10 protein-coding genes are annotated in these 17,491 nt (G+C 55.0%); 3 read left to right on the plus strand and 7 right to left on the minus strand.

The window, feature by feature from the left end:
• Positions 1-39: 39 nt before the first annotated feature.
• Complete coding sequence (locus D7X94_RS05605) at positions 40-1,881, plus strand: S-layer homology domain-containing protein (protein WP_158590909.1); 1,842 nt, start codon at positions 40-42, stop codon at positions 1,879-1,881.
• A gap of 197 nt (positions 1,882-2,078) precedes the next feature.
• Here D7X94_RS05605 and D7X94_RS05610 read toward each other — a convergent pair whose 3' ends face one another.
• From D7X94_RS05610 to D7X94_RS05640, 7 genes are all read right to left on the minus strand, one after another.
• Positions 2,079-2,966, minus strand: coding sequence for an AraC family transcriptional regulator (locus D7X94_RS05610; protein ID WP_158590910.1), 888 nt, complete (start codon positions 2,964-2,966; stop codon positions 2,079-2,081).
• Between the two features lie 391 nt (positions 2,967-3,357).
• Complete coding sequence (locus D7X94_RS05615; protein ID WP_147401670.1) at positions 3,358-4,506, minus strand: hypothetical protein; 1,149 nt, start codon at positions 4,504-4,506, stop codon at positions 3,358-3,360.
• 129 nt (positions 4,507-4,635) lie between these two features.
• A complete protein-coding gene (locus D7X94_RS05620; protein WP_120426757.1) occupies positions 4,636-5,943 on the minus strand; it encodes an ATP-binding cassette domain-containing protein in 1,308 nt (435 codons plus the stop codon).
• Positions 5,944-5,955: 12 nt separating this feature from the next.
• On the minus strand, positions 5,956-7,692 hold the full coding sequence (locus tag D7X94_RS19640; protein WP_120426758.1) for an oligopeptide/dipeptide ABC transporter ATP-binding protein: 1,737 nt from the start codon (positions 7,690-7,692) through the stop codon (positions 5,956-5,958).
• A gap of 12 nt (positions 7,693-7,704) precedes the next feature.
• Positions 7,705-8,682, minus strand: coding sequence for an ABC transporter permease (locus tag D7X94_RS05630; protein WP_120426759.1), 978 nt, complete (start codon positions 8,680-8,682; stop codon positions 7,705-7,707).
• Between the two features lie 15 nt (positions 8,683-8,697).
• A complete protein-coding gene (locus D7X94_RS05635) occupies positions 8,698-10,272 on the minus strand; it encodes an ABC transporter permease (RefSeq protein ID WP_120426760.1) in 1,575 nt (524 codons plus the stop codon).
• Between the two features lie 740 nt (positions 10,273-11,012).
• Positions 11,013-13,298 (minus strand): ABC transporter substrate-binding protein, encoded by a 2,286-nt coding sequence (locus tag D7X94_RS05640; protein ID WP_158590911.1) that lies wholly within the window; start codon positions 13,296-13,298, stop codon positions 11,013-11,015.
• A 433-nt stretch (positions 13,299-13,731) separates the two neighbouring features.
• On the opposite strand from D7X94_RS05640, the gene D7X94_RS05645 reads away from it, so the two are divergent.
• Positions 13,732-15,609: a hybrid sensor histidine kinase/response regulator gene (locus D7X94_RS05645; protein ID WP_158590912.1), complete on the plus strand. Its 1,878-nt coding sequence runs from the start codon at positions 13,732-13,734 to the stop codon at positions 15,607-15,609.
• A complete protein-coding gene (locus tag D7X94_RS05650; RefSeq protein WP_120426763.1) occupies positions 15,606-17,489 on the plus strand; it encodes an HD domain-containing phosphohydrolase in 1,884 nt (627 codons plus the stop codon). Before D7X94_RS05645 ends, D7X94_RS05650 begins: the two co-directional genes overlap by 4 nt.
• Positions 17,490-17,491: the final 2 nt, after the last annotated feature.

Below are 17,491 nucleotides of genomic sequence, written 5' to 3' on the forward strand. Positions count from 1 at the left end.
TTTTATAGGAATTTTTCCGAGATTGAGAGGTATCCCCTTATGACACATTACAAACATTTGAAAAAGCCCAGCCGCCGGCCGGGAATCCGCGGCCTCTGCCTGCTGCTGGCCGCGCTGACTCTTTGCGTCGGCCTGCCGGTATGGCAGCTGGGGGCGAAAGCCGCCTCCACCCCTACGAACCTGGGTCTGGCCCAGCATGGCATCAACGCCTATAACGAGGGCTGGCAGTATTCTTATGGCGGCAAGGGCGAAACCGTGAACGGCGTGCGGGTTTCTGACTGCGCCGGCCTGATCTATGCCTATTTCTCTGACCTGGGCGTGGGCGGGTGCATGGGCGGCGCTACAGCCCAGGCCACCCAAAACTGTATTTTCTCCGGAAATTTAGAGGACGGCATCCCCCGGATCCACGGCCTGGCCCTCACCATTTTTGAAACCGGCGATCCTGCCGACGGCTACAGCCATATCGGCATCTACATAGGCAACAATGAGTCCTGCGAAAACTCTGACTACGGTACCAATATGGTCCGGGGCAGCATCTACAACCGCAGCTGGAACTCCTGGCATCTGTTTGACAACGGCGTACTGTATCCCCGGGAGGGCTGGTATGAGTTTGACGGTAAAATGGTCCATTACAGCAATTACGAATATGACGTGAACACGGTTGTGGACGGCTATATGATCGGTCCCGACGGCTTTGCCCAGCTGGACGACGGCACGCCTGCCCCGGTGGATCCCTTCCTTCTCAGCGACAGCTATGTCTCCGCAGAGGAAGTTCGCACCTGGCTCTCCACCAATGGCTGGAGCGGCACCGACGACCCCAATCAGACCAATTTTGACTATAACGCCACTGTCTCCCACTCCTCTGTGAACCTGCGCAGCCAACCCACCACCCAGTCCTCTGTGGTGTCCCTCCTCTCCAAGGGTGCCCGGCTGAAGCTAGGGGCGGCAATTCAGGGCAGCGCGGTTTCCATAGACGGCAGGACCTCGGACATCTGGTATCCCGCCACAACTTCCCGGGGCCAAGAGGGGTATATCTCCGCCCTGCTGGTGGAGCTGAGCGTAACGGCCCCCATCATCACCAGTGACGGGGAAAGCGTTGCCATGATGGCCGGCGATGGTTTCGATATCTATTATACCACCGATGGTACAGAGCCCACGCAGGACAGCACTCCCTATGTTTCCCCTGTGTATCAGCTGCGCTGTACATATAAGGCCATTGCTGTTCGGGACGGCGTTGCCGGTCCTGTTTCCACCGCCACCGTTATGGGCAACGGTGCTGTTTTCAACGACTTCGCCTATGACCAATGGTATGCGGAGGCCGTGGATCAGGCCGTGTGCCTAGGGCTGTTCGGCGGTACCGGAGGCGGAAAATTTTCTCCCAAGACTAAGCTCTCCCGGGCGCAATTTGTGAAGGTTTTGGCCAACCTTTCCGGAGAGGATGTAAGCGGCTATGAGTTTGCGGACAAGCTCTCCGCCTTTGAGGACGTGCCCGCCAACGCCTACTATTATCACCAGCTGGCCTGGGCTGTCAGCATCGGCGTGGTGAGCCCGAGCAAGACCTTCAATCCCAACGGAGAAATCTCCCGGGAACAGGTCTGCGCCATGCTAGACCGCTATCTGGCCTACACAGGGATCGACACCACGGATATAGGTAGTAATTTCGGGGAGCCTTTCAGCGATGACCAGGAGATCAGCTCCTGGGCCAAGGATGCCGTCTACCGGATGCGCAGCTTGGGCGTTGTCAACGGCGTGGGTGAAAACCGGTTTAATCCTAAGGGCAGCTCCGACCGGTCGGTAGCCTGCACTATGATGGTGAACTTCCGCAAATATGTGCTCTCTCTGGACAGCAGTGCCGGAGATAATCTTCCCGCCGAAAAGTAATTCTTTTGATAATATGAGCCTATAGATTCCCCCTAGAGAAACCCGCCGCACAGTATTTTCGTCTGCACGGCGGGTTTTCTTCTGTTCATTCAGACCCTGCATTATAAGTAAACGCACTTCAAGCTGGGTGGCTGAGGCGGTTGTGGCCTCCCCGCCTGGTTCAAAAGAGGTATTCTACCCCTTTTGAACTGCGTTAACTATATTTGCTCTTTTCGTTCCACCGGAACCCACACCTCATAATAGCGCTTTTTCTTCCGCTGCTCTTTGTCCGTCCACAGATGATAAACCTCTATGACCAGATCCCCTTTCTGCCGGTAGTCTGAAGCCGGAAACCAGGCCTGGAAAATCTCCTCAAAAGCCCTGGGAATCTCCTCCCAAGCCAATCCCCCGGGCTTTGTGCGGAAAGCCGCGTATGTCCCCGCCGGAATGGTCTGAATCTCCAGCATGTCAGGCGCCTTTACCCAAGACTTTTCCCGGGCAATCAGATAGCGCCCCTTCTGCCATAAGCCATACCACACGCCATCCATCGCCTGACTACCCGGCTGATTCCACTGAGCCTGGCTGATCTTCCCCGGTACGTCCTCCTCCAGCTCCGACCACATCTTATTCCGCAGCTCCTCCCGGCTCCGATATCCCCTTCCCTCAAAGGCCCGGCTGATCCCGTAAATCTTCAATTCAGGCAGTTCCGTCATCCGCATGTCCATCTCATCCGCTCCTATAATTTTTATTTGGAAGGAAGCCGGAAAACACGTTTTCAGCCAGCCGTCTCCTTTCCGGTAGGCAGTTGGCGTGAGTCCGTGCTGTCTGGCAAAGGCCCGAGAAAATGCGTCTACGCTGTCATAGCCATACTTTAGGGCTATATCAATTACCCGGGCCTCTGTCTCCCCCAGATCCATAGCAGCCAGGGTCAGCCTGCGGCAGCGGATATATTCCTTCACCGTCATGCCGGTCATATAGCTGAAAAAACGGGCAAACCCATCTGCCGAAACGCAGGCCAGCCGCGCAGCCTCTTCCAGATCCACATCGCCGGTCAGGCTGCTTTCGATATAGGCCATCGCCCTGTTAAGCCCTTTCAGCATATTCATTCGTTTCACCTCCATCTCCCGTAAACGCATTGGAAACCCTTCGGGCCTCAAGGGGGCGGCCCCGTCCGGAAAGACTTCCGCGATTCCTTCCCAGTATTTGTCATAGTCAAATATAGTTAACGCAGTTCAAAAGAGGTATCCTATCTCTTTTGAACCAGGTGGGGAGGTCACGACCTCCTCAGCCGCCCAGCTTGAAAATCGGTATATACCGATTTTCAAGTGCGTTTACTTATAGCCTCTGAAAAGGCTCTTTTCGAGTTAATTGACTATAACAATACTCATTTTATCAAGAAACTTTTCTCTCTGCCCGACTTTTTCCCGGCGGAATCCGCAATTTCAAGGAAAAGCGCCGTCAAGGATTTCCTCCCCTGACGGCGCGTCCGCGTCCAAATTATTCTTCCTTCCAGGCTTCCTCCCGGTACAGAGCCTTCTCCCCTTCACCGGTATAAAGTTCGTTCAGGGACAAATCCGGCTGGCTATGGAACACAACCCGGTCCTCAATGGTCACCACTTCCCGGTCCTCCCGGCGGAGTTTCCTCAGGAGATCCCGACTCAGAGTATCGCCAATGAATACCGGCGCGGCCTCCAGGGCCATTTCCGCACAGCTGTCCTCAGGTGAATAAACCAACAGGGTATCTACCGCGGCACGACAAAAGCCATCGGCGCCGTCAAGATAAGTATGGCGCAAAGTGCCATCCTTCAGCACGTAGCTCCGGTTTCCATCCTCTTCCTTAATGGGAAAGGTCCGGAAATTCACGAGATTCACCGGTTCGTCAAAGACAATCTGGGCCGCTGTTATCACCCCGCCATCATACCAGTCAAAAAGGCGGTATCCGAAATTCCCCACGGCCCCGCCTAAGCTCCGGGTGTACCCGTCATAGCTGGTGAGGATGCCGGAAGTAAATCCCTGCTCCATCAAGGTATCCGCCAGAAAATCTGCCACAAAGGCATTGCGCAGCCAACCAAAATCCAGATAGCTCTCCCGGCCCGCCTCCTGGGCATAGCTGCGGTACTCCTCGGAGACGTTCAGCCGCAGCCGGTTCTCTCCCAGCAGTTCCACCTGCACATGGGCGGGATCCGCCGCAAAAGCGGCCAGCTCCCGGTAAAACGCCGCTGTTTCCGGATTTTGGTAGGGATCGAAATCATAGGTTTCCCAATCCTCTTGGCAGAAAAACAGATCTTGATAGAGCGAAAAGAGCGGGCCCATATATACCACCCGGCTGTCCTGATCCCCCATAGATTGAAAGGCCTGATACAGCACCGGGTCCACCTCAATCTCTTCATTGGGATGCTGGTTGATATAGTACAGGTTCCGCAAATCCTCAAAAGATTCCGTGGTGGTGAACAGCTGGTAGGCTTTCACTGCCGCATCGCTATATGCGAACCGCACCTTTCGAAGCTCATCAGAACCTGCCATACCGCCTTTTTCCAGCAGATATTCAAAGGTAAACTCGCTGCCGCAATGAATCTGGTCGGAGACGGCCTCTACCGTCATCCATCCCGCATCTGTGCTGAGAAGAGAATAAACGCCATAGCTCAACCCGCTTACCCCTACCACCAGGCAAAGAAGGAATAGGACCATGCGCCGGCCAAAATTCTTCTCTGAAATCTGGATTCGTTCCACTGGCCTTGGTTCTGGAGGCCGCCTGTCCCTTGCCGCACGTCTCATTTATAGGAGGACGGCTGCCAGCAGAGCCAGCAAGAACACGAGAACGGCCACCCCAAGAATGCAGAAGCCAATCTTCGCCCCCTGCTTACAGGCTTTGTAGTTCTTCATGTAGTTATGCCTGCGGAAGAGCACCGCTCCGATAGCGCCAAATACCGGTAAAAGCAGGGAAAGGACCAAATACCAGATATTTCCCGTATCATGCAAGGGGGCGCTGAGAATTTTGCTGGTGTCCACAACATCCTCCGGATTTTCTTCCGGAACGGCTTCCCCGGGCTTGCGGATGGTAATGCTCTTCATCGGCACTCCCCGCTCACGAACCGCGCGGTATTCTTCCAGTTCCTTCTCGTTTCCATAGACATAGTGGTTGTGGCCAATATCTGTGAGCACCGGCTTGTTAACCGAATAGTCGTGAATCGATGGGTCATAGGTAAAGAGCACCTTGTTCTTTTCCAGCTGGGGATCGGGAATGGGAATGGCGGAAATCAAGGAGCGGGTATAGGGGTGCAGGGGGAAGTCAAACAGCTCTTCCGCATCCGCGACCTCTACAATATTTCCCTTATAAATAACGCCAATTCTGTCTGAAATGAACCGCACGATCGACAGGTCGTGGGCAATAAACAGATATGTTACATCCCGTTCCTGCTGGAACTTTTTCAACAGGTTAAGAACCTGGGCGCGGATGGACACATCCAGAGCGGAAATGGGCTCGTCTGCCACAACCAGCTCGGGTTCCATCACCATGGCCCGGGCCAGACCAATGCGCTGGCGTTGGCCGCCGGAAAACTCGTGGGGATAGCGGGTCAAATGCTCGGGCAGCAGGCCTACCTCGGTAATCATGTTACGCACCTTTGCCACACGGTCCGCCTCGTTTTCAAAGAGGTGGAAATTGTAAAGGCCCTCGGATACAATATAGTCCACGGTAGCGCGTTCATTCAAGGAAGCCGCAGGGTCCTGGAACACCATCTGAATATTCCGGATTACGTCCCTGTCCAGAGAATGGGGAATTTTTCCCGAAATAGGCACGCCCTTGTAAAGGATCTGGCCCGCGGCACAGGGATTTACCCGGATTACCGCCCGGCCAATGGTGGTCTTGCCTGAACCGGACTCGCCCACCAGGGAAAAGGTCTCCCCTTTATAAATATCAAAAGAAGCATCCTTAACGGCCCGAACCGCAGAGTCGCCTTTCCCAAAAGTAATGTCCACATTCTGAACAGAAAGTAGGATTTCACGGCCTGTTTTGGGGTCAATCGGCCCATGCTCGGGCAAATGGCGCACTTTTGTATCGGATGCAGCAGTAGTCGTTAGCATAAGCGGGCCCTCCTATATATTGAAAGCTCGCATGAGCTTCTCGTGGATATCTTGAATCATCTCAGGCTTTTCGATCTTGGGCGCACGGGGGTCCAGCAGCCAAGTTTTGGCAAAGTGAGTCTCCGTCACCGGGAACATAGGAGGCTCCATCAAAGTATCCAGCTTCAGGCAATAGGGATTCCGAGGGGCAAAGGGATCGCCAATAATCTGATTATACAGTGAGGGGGGCGTACCCGTGATGGAATAGAGTTTCGTATTTCTCTGGGCCAGCTGAGGCAGGCTGGAGAGCAGCGCCCAGGTATAAGGATGCCTGGGGTCATAGAAAACCTCGTCCACCTTGCCCAGCTCTACAATCTGGCCGGCATAGAGCACCGCTACCCGGTCCGCTACGTTGGCCACCACACCCAGGTCGTGGGTAATAAACACGATGGTATAGTTGAACTCCTTTTGCAGATCCTTCAAGAGCTTGATGATCTGGGCCTGGATGGTCACGTCCAGGGCCGTTGTTGGCTCGTCGCAAATGAGGATTTTAGGCTGGCATGAGAGGGCGATGGCGATGACGATGCGCTGGCGCATACCGCCGGAATATTGGAAGGGGTAGTCGTCAAAGCGGGCCTCCGGGTTGGGGATCCCCACCTTGTGCATCAACTCAATGGCCCGGGCCCGAGCCTCCACCTCAGAGCAATTCTGGTGCTTTAAGATAATCGAGGTAATCTGCTTGCCAATGGTGATGATGGGATTCAGAGAGGTCATGGGGTCCTGGAACACCGTGGCGATCCGCCGGCCCCGGATCTGTCCCCAGTCGCCGGCATACTTCACGTTGGCCAGGTTCAGGGTGCAGGTCCCGTGAAGGGTATCCGATGTCTCGTCCAAATAGCGCACTCGGAAAACCACCCGGTCGAAGATGGCGTCGTCCTGGGGATTCACCCCCAGTTCCATGGCTTTTTTCATCTCTTTCAGCAGCTTCTGAATCAGGCTCACCCGCTTATGGAAGGGATACCGGCCCACAGAAAGATAAATTTCCTTTGCCAGAATTTCGTTGCGCTTTTTTGCCTCTGAAGAGACGACCCCAGCGGTTTCCTTGGCATATTGGGCTTTGAGCTCCTCCATGCGCTTATTGTAGCCGGCATTATAACTGGCATCTGTTTTAACCGCAGCGGAATTTGCCTTTATCTTGCCGTCAAACTCCCCTTTGATCCGCTTGATCTCATTATCCAGGCCTGTGATTTCCCGTCCCAGCTCCTTAATACGGGCTTTGTCGGTCCGGGCATCCAGAGTCTGCTTCAGGTTGAAAGCCTCCGCTCGCTTGAACTCCAAATCCTTCACTTTTTCCTCGAACGCATTCCGGTCCTCATTGCTTACGGACATTTTCCGCCTGCGCTCGCTTTCCAGCTCCTTCATCTTCTTGAAGGTTTCCGCGCCAAGTTCCAGCTTGGCGTATTCGTCCAGCTTTTTCTCAATATTCCGAACGGTGTTCCGGGCCGTCCCTCTCAGCTTCACATGGGTATCGGCCAATTCGTCGTCATTGAAAATAATGCTGCCTTTGTCGATAAAGCCGTTGGAATCCAGCATTCCGGCAAATGTCTTGGTGAAAACCGACTTGCCGGAGCCCGATTCTCCCACAATGGCGATGGACTCATTTTCATAAATGTCCAGGGAAATTCCTCGGATCGCGGTAAGAATGCGGCCGCGCACCCGGAATTTCACTTCCAAATCTTTCACAGAAAGCAGGACCTTCTTGTCTTCCATGCGTAGCCCTCCTTACATATGGGTCCTGGGGTCAGACGCATCGCCCAGGTTCTGGCCTGCTACATACAATACGACGGTGATAATGGAGGCCACCACAACTGGGCTCCAAAACTCAAACTGCCAGCCATTGGTAAGCATGGCGGGCTCCGCCTCATAAATCAGCTTGCCCAGGGACATATCCGAAAGGCCAATGCCGATATAGCTGAGGAACACCTCATAGGAGATATAAGAGGGGATTTCCGCCGCGGCCAAGGTCACGATGAAGGAGGTCAGGAAGGGCAGAATATTCCGCAGGGCAATCCGCGTAATGGGAGTTCCCAGGCACTTTGAAGCCAGATTATACTCCCGGTCCCGGATGATGATAACCTGGACGCGGATGGAATAGGCGATTCCCAGCCAGCCTGTCACCGTCAGGGCAAAAACCATGGTCCAGAAACTGGCTGAAAGCACCAGCACCAGCACGGAAATCAGCAGAATATAGGGCACATTGGCGACGATATTGTAGATCTCCATCATAATGGCGTCCATCTTCTTGGAGAAGCCCCAGACCGCTCCCAACAGAATGCCGATGGTCATATTGATCAGCGCGCAGATCAAGGCCAGGGAAATGGAGATTCGGGAGCCAACCCAGATGGTGTCAAAGGTGGGGTCGCCAGCGGCGCCGGCACCCAGAATCCAATGGAGGTTAAACCCAAATTTCTGCATGGCGTCCAAAGGCATCAGATGCTTCGACTGGGCGTCCGCCAGATTGGCGTAACGGTCGTAGCTAATCAGAGAGGGGTACACGTAGGCGAAAAGAATAATCACTGCCAGAAGTCCCAGAATGATAATATTGATCTTTTTCTTGAAGAACACCCGGAATACGGACTGCCAGTAGGAATAGCGGGGAGCCGTAATTTTTTCACTTTCCTCGTCGCTGTGGGTGACCAGAGAGAAGAGCTCCTGCTCTGGCACGCCCAGCGAGCTTACATTTGTCAATTCGGATTTCATTATTCTACCTCCCAATTAGCGGTTCTCATCGGTAAACGAGATCCGGGGATCGACGATTGCCATCAGAATGTCGCCCAGAATGATCGCCACCACGGAGAGAAGGGCATACCACATGGTCAGGCCGACAATCACGCCGTTATCGTTGGCGTTGATAGCACGGGTCAGGAAATCACCAGTGCCGGGCACCACGTACACCCGCTCAGTAATGATCGCCCCGGTCAAAGCGCCCAGGAGTGCGCCAGGAATCCCGTGGACAATGGGAATGGCGGCGTTTTTGAAAATATGCTTGAAGAAAATCTCGTTTTCAGAAAGGCCTCCGGACCGGGCGAACTTCACATAGTCCGAATTCATCTGGTCGATCATGTACCGGCGCAGCCATTTCATCAGATTGGCTGCGGAAGGCAGTGCCAAAGAGATAATGGGCAGCAAATACATAAGCCTGCTGGTAGAGTTCATGTCAAAGGTGGTGGGTAGGCCAATAGAACCGCCAATCGCCTTAAACAGGAAGATATACGCCAGAGAGGGCACCGCCATAATAAATACAATATAGACCGTGCCAATCTTGTCCACCAGCCCCTCCTTGTGCCGGGCCATAAAGATGCCTATGGGAACCCCCAGCAGATAGGCAAGGCAGGTAGCCAGAATGCCAATGCTGAAGGAGTAGCCGATCTTGGACATTCCGTTCTTCCTTGTGGTCACATTGGTATAATCATCTTCAAAACGGTCCATCAAAACCTGGGAAACCTCCCGGGAGCCCTCCGTATAAGTAGCGGTGTGGAGATCGTCGGCGCTGTCCTCTTTCAGCCCGGTGGGGAAGGTTATGGGCCTGGTAACATAGGATCCCTGGGAATTCAGCATGGTTTCCAGAACGTCCACGCCGTTATTCAGAGAATAGGATTTGCCCAGGCTAATGGTAATCAGGTTTTGGTGGAAGAAGGGGAATTGATTGTCAAAGTACATCAGATACTTATGCCGGGTGCCGTTGCCAATAATGGCCGGCGCGAACTTCTTCCCGCCGTAAAGGGGGTCATGGGTGGTAAAGGTGAGCCCCCTCTCCCCTATGTCAGTACCCTCATCCACATAGTGGATGGTGTCGATAGTTACGATGCTGGAAAAATAGGTAATCAAACGCTGAATCAGAGGCCGGTCCCTGTGGGCGAACAAAATCTGCTGCCCGCCGCTGGCCAGCTTCTTTCGGGAGGTAACAGCGTTATACCGCTCTACCGTAAACCCCTTGCTCTCATACTCCTTTGTGAATTTCTCCACATATTCCGCCGTGATCTCGCTGTCGTTTTCCGGCTTCCGGCCAATGGAAATCGCCTCGTCCCGGGTTTCCGCATCAAGCTCGCCTTTGCGCACCAGGCCGTTCATATAGTCGGCGAAGGTGACATAATCCAGATAGCCGTACTCCTGCCATTTCCGGAAGGAATAGGAAATCTTCGCGTTATTCTGCTGCTTCTGATAGGTCATGTCATTGGAAAAAATCAGCGCGCGGTTCAAAAGAGAGTAGATCAGCACCATGACTATCGCCACCACGATGACGATGGAAACAAGTCCGTGCAAAAGCCGCTTTAATAAATATTTAGTCATATTATCATCTACTTTTTCATAGTGTCATCTGCGATTTTTCTTTCTGTGGATTTTGAATAGTTGAAGAGTGAAGAGGGCCTCCGGCATACCGCTCCAAACGAGGCGAAATAAGCAGACTGGGTTTCGCGGTGGTGTCAAAAAGATAGACGCTCGCGCGGCTCGGTCTATCTTTCCGTTTCCGCCCCAGCCGTGAGACGGCTGTCTTTTGCTACGCAAAAGTGCGGCGAAAACTCTGCCAAGCTAGGTGCGAAGCGCCCCCAGCTAGCCAGGGTAAAAGTTTTGTAGACTTCGTTTTACGAAGTCTTACCTTTCTCAAAGGTGGTGGAGGTTTTTGGAGGGCGACAATTGCCAGTGGCGATTTCCCATCGCCGACCGAAACTGCAGCTGAGACTCAACGCCTCCAAGGTCTTGCCGGAATGCGCGGCAGACTTGGCTTTGCCAAGTGTTGTGCGCATGGAGGCCACACAGTATCACTCTTAAAAAGTATAGATATAGAGATTGGGGATGAGGCCTTATGGCCCCATCGCCCATTCTCCATCAGCGGCTTTTTAGGGAATCTCCCCAGTATCCGCTATGCTCGGCCAGGCAAACCCGGCGTCTTTACAGTGTGGATTGGGCCGCGTCAGCAAAACCCAATTATGAAACACGGTGTGTTTCATATGGCATGTTTTCTACCTAGAAAACAACCATCGGTTTCAAACCTGCCCAGTCAGGGGTCAGCGTTCTTCTAATCTTCGAAATTAGTATACGCCGCAGCACTTGGTCATATAGCCGTTGTAGTCAGGCAGGAAGGTGTCGATATAGGAGCAGGGATCCATAAAGTCGGGGGACCAACCGGACAGGTCGAACATCTCATAGTTGGCCTCGTAGCCGCGCTCGGTATAGTAGCCGGTATAGTACCAGATCTCGTTGCTCTCGCACTCCACCAGGTTGATCTGAACCTTGTGGTCCAGAGTCTCCTCCATGCTCTGCTTCATCACCTGGGCCTGGTTGGTCCGGGTGGTGCTGGTGGCGGGATAGGGGAAGTCCAGCTGGATGGGATTACTTTCGTCCACGCTGACGCCGGCGGATTCCAGCTCGGCAATGGCCAGCTCCAGCTCCTTCTTGGCGTACTCGGGATTATACCAGCCGTCGAAACCGTCACCGGAGCCCTTGCCGTTCTCCGCGTTGGGATCCTTCTTGTACACAGTGACATCAAATCCGTCCGCGTCGATCTGGGCCTGCATGATCTCGCCGTAGTCAGTGCCGGCGGGGAAGGTCACGCTCTCGCCGTTGATCTCCACAGTCACGTCGTTCTGCATGGAGACGAAGGTGCCGGGAGTGTAAGTGTTGCGCAGGCACAGCTCAGCGACGTCCTCGCCCACGGTCTGTTCATTCCAGGTCTTGCGGTCCAGAGAGGTGACCACAGCCCGGCGGAAGTGCAGGTTGTTCATTGCCACATGGGTACGGGCGGCATCTTCCTCGCTCTGAGGAGAAACAGCCTCGTTCTCCGCACGGGAGTTGTTCCAAATAGCGCGATTGAAGTTCATAAAGGAGGAGTAAGAGGCGGCGCTGGAAGAAGTAACGTAAGCATACTCCTCCATGATGGTCTTGTCAGAGCCCTCCATCTTCTCTTCCTTGGCCAGCTCAATGGTAGAGGTGTTCAGGCCGCTCTGATCAATCACGCCGGCTTTCAGGTCCTGATAGGCCTTGGTGCTGTCGCTGCCGTCATTGAAGGTACGAGACAGCTCCTTCAGGGTAACGTTCGCAGCGTCCCAATACAGGGGGTTGGCCTTGTAGTTGATGGAGTTGTTCTCGGTGAAGTTGGTGATCAGGAAGGGACCGCTATAGGCGATGTGGTCGGGGTCGATGCCATACTGATAGCTCTCGTCCTCGGTATTGTAGTCCTCACCGAACTTGCCTCCCTGAGAGGTGTAGTAGCTGCGGCACAGAGGCAGGGAGATACCATAGTGGAGCATGGAGGTGAAGTAGTGGACCTTCTTCTCCAAGGTGTACTCCAGGGTGTAGTCGTCCACAGCCTTGATGCCTACCTTGGAGAAGTCGGTGTCCTCACCCTCCAGATAGGGCTGAATGTTGGCAATAACGCCGATGAACAGCTCACCCAGGCCGGAGCCGGAGTCGCACACATGCTGCAGGCCGGCCACCCAGTCGTCGGCCACGATGTCGGCGATCTCACGGCCCTGAGAGTCCGCCCACTTCATGCCCTTGCGAATGTGGAAGGTGTAGGTCAGGCCGTCCTTGGACACGTCGTAGCTCTCGGCCAGGCAGGGAACTTCGGTGTTTTCTCCGTCATAGAACAGCAGGCTGTCGATGCAGTTGATGACCGGGTCCACATCGCCCGCGCGGCTGGAAGCCATGGCGTCCCAGGTGGTGGGGTTGGTGTCAAAGGTGATGTTGTAGCTGTCCTTAAAGGTATAGCCCTTTTCAGTGAGGAACTTCTTGGCCTCTTCGTGATAAGTGCCGGTGCCGCGCAGCTCGTTGAGCATTTTCTTCAGCTCGTCCCGGTCGGCGGTCTTGATGACCTCGTTGGTGACGATGGCGTACTTGTAGCGGCCGTCGTCGGCGCCCCAGCCGTTGGTGGTGGTGGAGCCGGGAGCGATGCGGCCGAAAACGTAGCGGTTGCCGTCGTTGTAGGTGGGGAACATGACGGCGGACTCCAGCAGCTTGGCCTCGCTGAGAGCCTCCAGAGCATAGCGCTTGTCAACGTCGTCCACCTCCTGGGTGGCATCCTTGTAGAAGTCATAGAACTCGCCCAGGTTGAAGTCATAGTAATAATCGGAAAGCTCGTCGTAGTCATCGCTCTCAATGGAGGGCGCCTCCCAGGCTCCGGTTTCAGTGGGCTCCTGCCCCTCCTCCTGAGAGCTCTCTTCGGACTCGCTGCTGGACTCGCTGGAGCTGCTCTCTTCACTACTGGAGCTGCTCTCGCTGGAGCTGCCGGTATTATTGTCGCCGCAGGCGGCAAACACGGAAACCATCAGCACCAGAGCCAGCATCAGCGCCAAAACGCGCTTTACTGTCTTGTTCATGTGAATCGTCGTCCTTTCTACATAAAATATATGTTGCAAAGCGGAGGCCAAAGCCTCTCCGCGAACAACCCAGTTCCGCATATTGATCCCTATATTCCTGCATTATGAAGCGATTATGAAAAAAACATGACGAAACTGCATTTTTCTCATAGGGAACATGCACTAAATGTTGTATTTAATTATACCCTTCATCATACTCCCTGTCAAGCCCCTTCCTGGCAAATCGCCCTTTTTGAGAGATAATTCCGCAAAAAGCAGGGTCTCTCCCACAATTTTGTGCAATTTCCCGGCAATGCAGGAAGGCAAGCTCCGTCTTGCATCGCTTCAGAAAAGAATTCTTAATCTGCCGGAAGGATAGGGGATTGTAATTATCTGCCGCCAGTAGTATAATGGATTGGTATAGAATTGGTCTTTTGAAAGGATGCCTATAGCTATGGACAAACGCCAGCTGGAGATTGCCTGGGGCGAGACAAGCGTTCCTGTGATCGCTTTTGAAACGCCTTCGCTCCGCCCAGTCTATGAAAATTCCCCTGCCAGCCAGCTGATCCGGGGAAATTTGCCGGCCGCTCTGCCCGCCCAGGATGCCGGCACCCTTGCGATGGCTTTAAAAGGCCAGGAGGAGGCGCCAGTCTTTCTTCATCTGGGCAGCCGCGTCTATTCCGCCGCCATTGTGCCCCAAGGGGAGCATCTCCTCTGTATCTTAAGCGACGCCACATCCTATTATAACCGCACCCAGAGCGCTTTAGACGAAGCCATTCTGGCCAGCAAAGCCAAGACCTCCTTCCTTTCGGAAATGTCCCACGACATCCGCACCCCCATGGGCGCCATCGTGGGCCTTACGGAAATTGCCCTGAGCCAGCCCGATCCCCCTCAAAAAATCAAAGAATGTCTGGAAAAAATCCAGGTAGCTTCCGGGCATATGATGTCCCTTTTAAACGAAGTGCTGGACATGTCCCGCATTGAAAGCGGCCGAGTACAGATCCAGGTGGAACAAGCCAATATCGCTGACCTGCTCCACGAGCTGCTCATCGTCGCCAAACCCCAGGCGGATTCCAAACATCTGGATTTCCAGCTGGAAATGGGTTCGATGGTCTGCGAAAACCTCGTTCTGGACCCGGTGCGCGTAAAGCAGATCTGTCTGAATCTACTTTCCAACGCCATCAAATACACTCCTCAGGGAGGCTGGGTGGAGTTCTATTTTGCCATCTCCGCCCATGAGGATCCAGAGAAGGCTCGCATGGACCTGCGGGTAAAGGACAACGGCATCGGCATGAGCAGGGAGTTCCTTCTGAAGCTCTTCTCGCCCTTTGAGCGGGAGGAGAAGGCTTCTGTGAACAAGATTCAGGGCACCGGCCTGGGCATGGCCATCACCAAAAGCCTGATCGATTTAATGGGCGGCAAGATTGCCGTGGAGAGCGAGCCCGACAAGGGGAGCTGCTTTACGGTTAGCATCCCTTTCCCCCGGGCCGAGTGCCCCGAGGACTTTTCAAAGGATCTGGCCGGGCAAAAAATCCTTCTCCTGGACAGCGATGAAAAACAGGCGGAGCTTACCGTGCAAATGCTGAAAGACCTGGGCCTGGAGGCCGACTGGGCCCAGGACGCGGATTCCGCCGTGATGTACCTCAACGACGCGGAGCTCTCGGGAGAGGCGTATTACGCCTTTCTCACAGTGGAAAAGCTGCCGGACGCGGAGGTTACCCTTCTGCTGCCGGAGATCCGCCACCGGATGGGCAGCCGCTTGCCCATTCTGCTGCTTACCGCCAACGACTGGAGCCAGATCGAATATGTCTTCACCCGTTCCGGCGTGGACGGATTCATCCCCCTGCCCATGTTCCGAAGCCGCCTGGCCGCCGGGCTCTCCGCCTATGCCCAGGGGCCGGTCCCTCAGCAACCGGAGCCAGAGGTCCGGTGCGACCTCACCGGACGCAGGTTGCTTCTGGCCGAGGACAATGAGCTGAACCGGGAAATCGCCCAGGAGCTGATTGGAGAGGCGGGGGCGGAAATCGACTGCGCTGAGGACGGGAAACAGGCGGTAGAGGCCTTTCAGGCCTCCGCTCCCGGCTGGTATGACGCCATTCTCATGGATATCCAGATGCCGGTGATGAACGGTCTGGACGCCGCCAGGGAGATCCGGCGGCTGGACCGTCCCGATGCCCGAAGCGTTCCCATTATTGCCATGACAGCCAACGCCTTTGTGGAGGATGTCAAGAATTCCCTGGAAGCGGGCATGAACGCCCATATTTCCAAGCCTCTGGATATGGACCGGGTTTTCTCCACCATAGAAGGCCTGCTGAGGGGGCGGCAGCCATGAGGGAGTATCAGGAAAAGTACATCGAAAACCTGCGGCGGGTCCTGCTGCTGAACGCCCCGCCGGGGGAGATTCCGGCGGACCCCGCCGCCTATGTGAAACAGCGGGATGAAAACGTGGCGGAGATCCGAAGAATCTCAGAGGAGAACACCGCCATGCTCCGGCAGGAGCTCTTCCCTCTGCTGGACAATATCGTCTCCGCCGGAGAAGAGGATATCTCTAACCTGGAGGATTTCGCCGCCCAGCTTCTCCAGCGGGGGACATACCTGGATCTGGTGCTGTGCTACTCCCTGCACAACGCCCTGATTACCTATGCCCGGCACTGGGAATACCAGGACCTGCTGATCCGGGAGCTCTACCACTGCGCCATGGCCCTCTTCTATATGCAAGAGATCGTCCGCCGGGCCGGTCAAAGCCCCTATCGCTGGAAGATGAGCATGATGTTTGGGGAGGCCGCCTCCTATATTAAGCAGTACGACGACATTTACGATGAGGAAACGCGGGGATACATCCACCGGGCCATGGGTAATCTGGCCCTGGTCTACTCCGAGCTCAACGCCCAGGACGGCCGCCGGAAAATGAACGCTATCCGCCGCTCTCTGCAAATCCTGGAGGACCCCGTCTATCATGAAAAATCCCCTGGCCTCCCCTGGGATCTGTATCTCTACAAGTCCCATCAAGAGCGCACCACCGGCCTGGGCCTGCTGCGGGCGGGGATTGTGGACCCCCAGGTTCAGCGGGAAGTGATGGAATCCGCCGAGTATGTATTCGACCGACTGATGGAGAGCTGTCAGACCCAAAGCGCCAAGCCCGCCATGCGCTGGCGCTATGCCTACGAGGCCGCCCACTATCACTGCGGCGTCCGCCCTCTCTCCTATTTTTTAGGCTGGATGGAACAGGAATATATGGAACGGGACGAGCAGGACTACAGCTCTGAAGGAATTTACTGCAACATGTTCCTGCCGGCTCTGTATGCCGCCTACATCGAGGACCACGGGGAATACCGCCACAAGAAAAAGGAGGTCCTCAGCCTGATGTATCGGAGGCTGGCTGTATACGTGCGGAAAATGCCCGACAACCAGATCAGCGAAACCACCATCAACCACCTGCTGGCCTGCCTGCAGACCTTTGTGGAATATCCTGACGGCATCCAGGAGAAGGACTTCATCATCAATCTGGTGGTCTGCCGCAATCCCGACGCCTTCGTCACATCCCGCATGTCGGCGGAGGTGGCCCGGATGCTGGTGGACCGGGCCGTAGACTCGCGCCCGGAGGCTCTGGCCGGCGCCCTGGGCTGCGCCTCTCCCGAAGAGGTCTCCGCCCACAGGGAGGAATTCCGGCGCTTCGCCTATGAAGGATGTCTGCTGCACAACGTGGGCCTGCTGGCCTTCACAAATTTTGTGCGCCGCATCGGCCGCAGCTGGCTGGAAGAAGAGGAATCCATGTACCGCTGCCATGTGGAGGCCACGGCTTCCCTTCTGGAGCGCAGCGAGTCCACCCGGCCCTATGTCCAGGCGGCCCTGGGCCATCACCGGTATTATAACGGTCAGGGGGGATATCCCCAGCGGTATAGCCGGGAAGAGGACCCCAACGCCTCCATGACCGACCTGGTCAGCGCCGCTATTCATCTTGTCCGCCTGATTGACAATCCGGTATTCCTCTCCTCTCCCCCTATGACGCTGGACCAGGCCATGGTACAGATTGAAAAAGACGCGGGCGTCCGCCTCTCGCCGGTGTGGGCCCATATGCTGATTGCGCTGGAACCGGAAATCCGGAAATACCTGAAAGAGGGCCGGGTAAATGCATATGAAGAGGCCTTCGAACTCCTGCGGGGAGATATTCACAACCCGCAACCACCATCTGAGGGGAAAATTCGGTTATGAAT

Origin of the sequence: Acutalibacter sp. 1XD8-33 (assembly GCF_003612555.1) — a bacterium.
GTDB lineage: Bacteria > Bacillota > Clostridia > Oscillospirales > Acutalibacteraceae > Acutalibacter.

What these genes read in the sequence shown, in the direction of transcription:
- D7X94_RS05605 (WP_158590909.1), top strand. Translation starts at nt 40, where the DNA reads ATGACACATTACAAACATTTGAAAAAGCCCAGCCGCCGGCCGGGAATC.
- D7X94_RS05610 (WP_158590910.1), bottom strand. Translation starts at nt 2,966, where the DNA reads ATGAATATGCTGAAAGGGCTTAACAGGGCGATGGCCTATATCGAAAGC.
- D7X94_RS05620 (WP_120426757.1), bottom strand. Translation starts at nt 5,943, where the DNA reads ATGCTAACGACTACTGCTGCATCCGATACAAAAGTGCGCCATTTGCCC.
- D7X94_RS19640 (WP_120426758.1), bottom strand. Translation starts at nt 7,692, where the DNA reads ATGGAAGACAAGAAGGTCCTGCTTTCTGTGAAAGATTTGGAAGTGAAA.
- D7X94_RS05630 (WP_120426759.1), bottom strand. Translation starts at nt 8,682, where the DNA reads ATGAAATCCGAATTGACAAATGTAAGCTCGCTGGGCGTGCCAGAGCAG.
- D7X94_RS05635 (WP_120426760.1), bottom strand. Translation starts at nt 10,272, where the DNA reads ATGACTAAATATTTATTAAAGCGGCTTTTGCACGGACTTGTTTCCATC.
- D7X94_RS05640 (WP_158590911.1), bottom strand. Translation starts at nt 13,298, where the DNA reads ATGAACAAGACAGTAAAGCGCGTTTTGGCGCTGATGCTGGCTCTGGTG.
- D7X94_RS05645 (WP_158590912.1), top strand. Translation starts at nt 13,732, where the DNA reads ATGGACAAACGCCAGCTGGAGATTGCCTGGGGCGAGACAAGCGTTCCT.
- D7X94_RS05650 (WP_120426763.1), top strand. Translation starts at nt 15,606, where the DNA reads ATGAGGGAGTATCAGGAAAAGTACATCGAAAACCTGCGGCGGGTCCTG.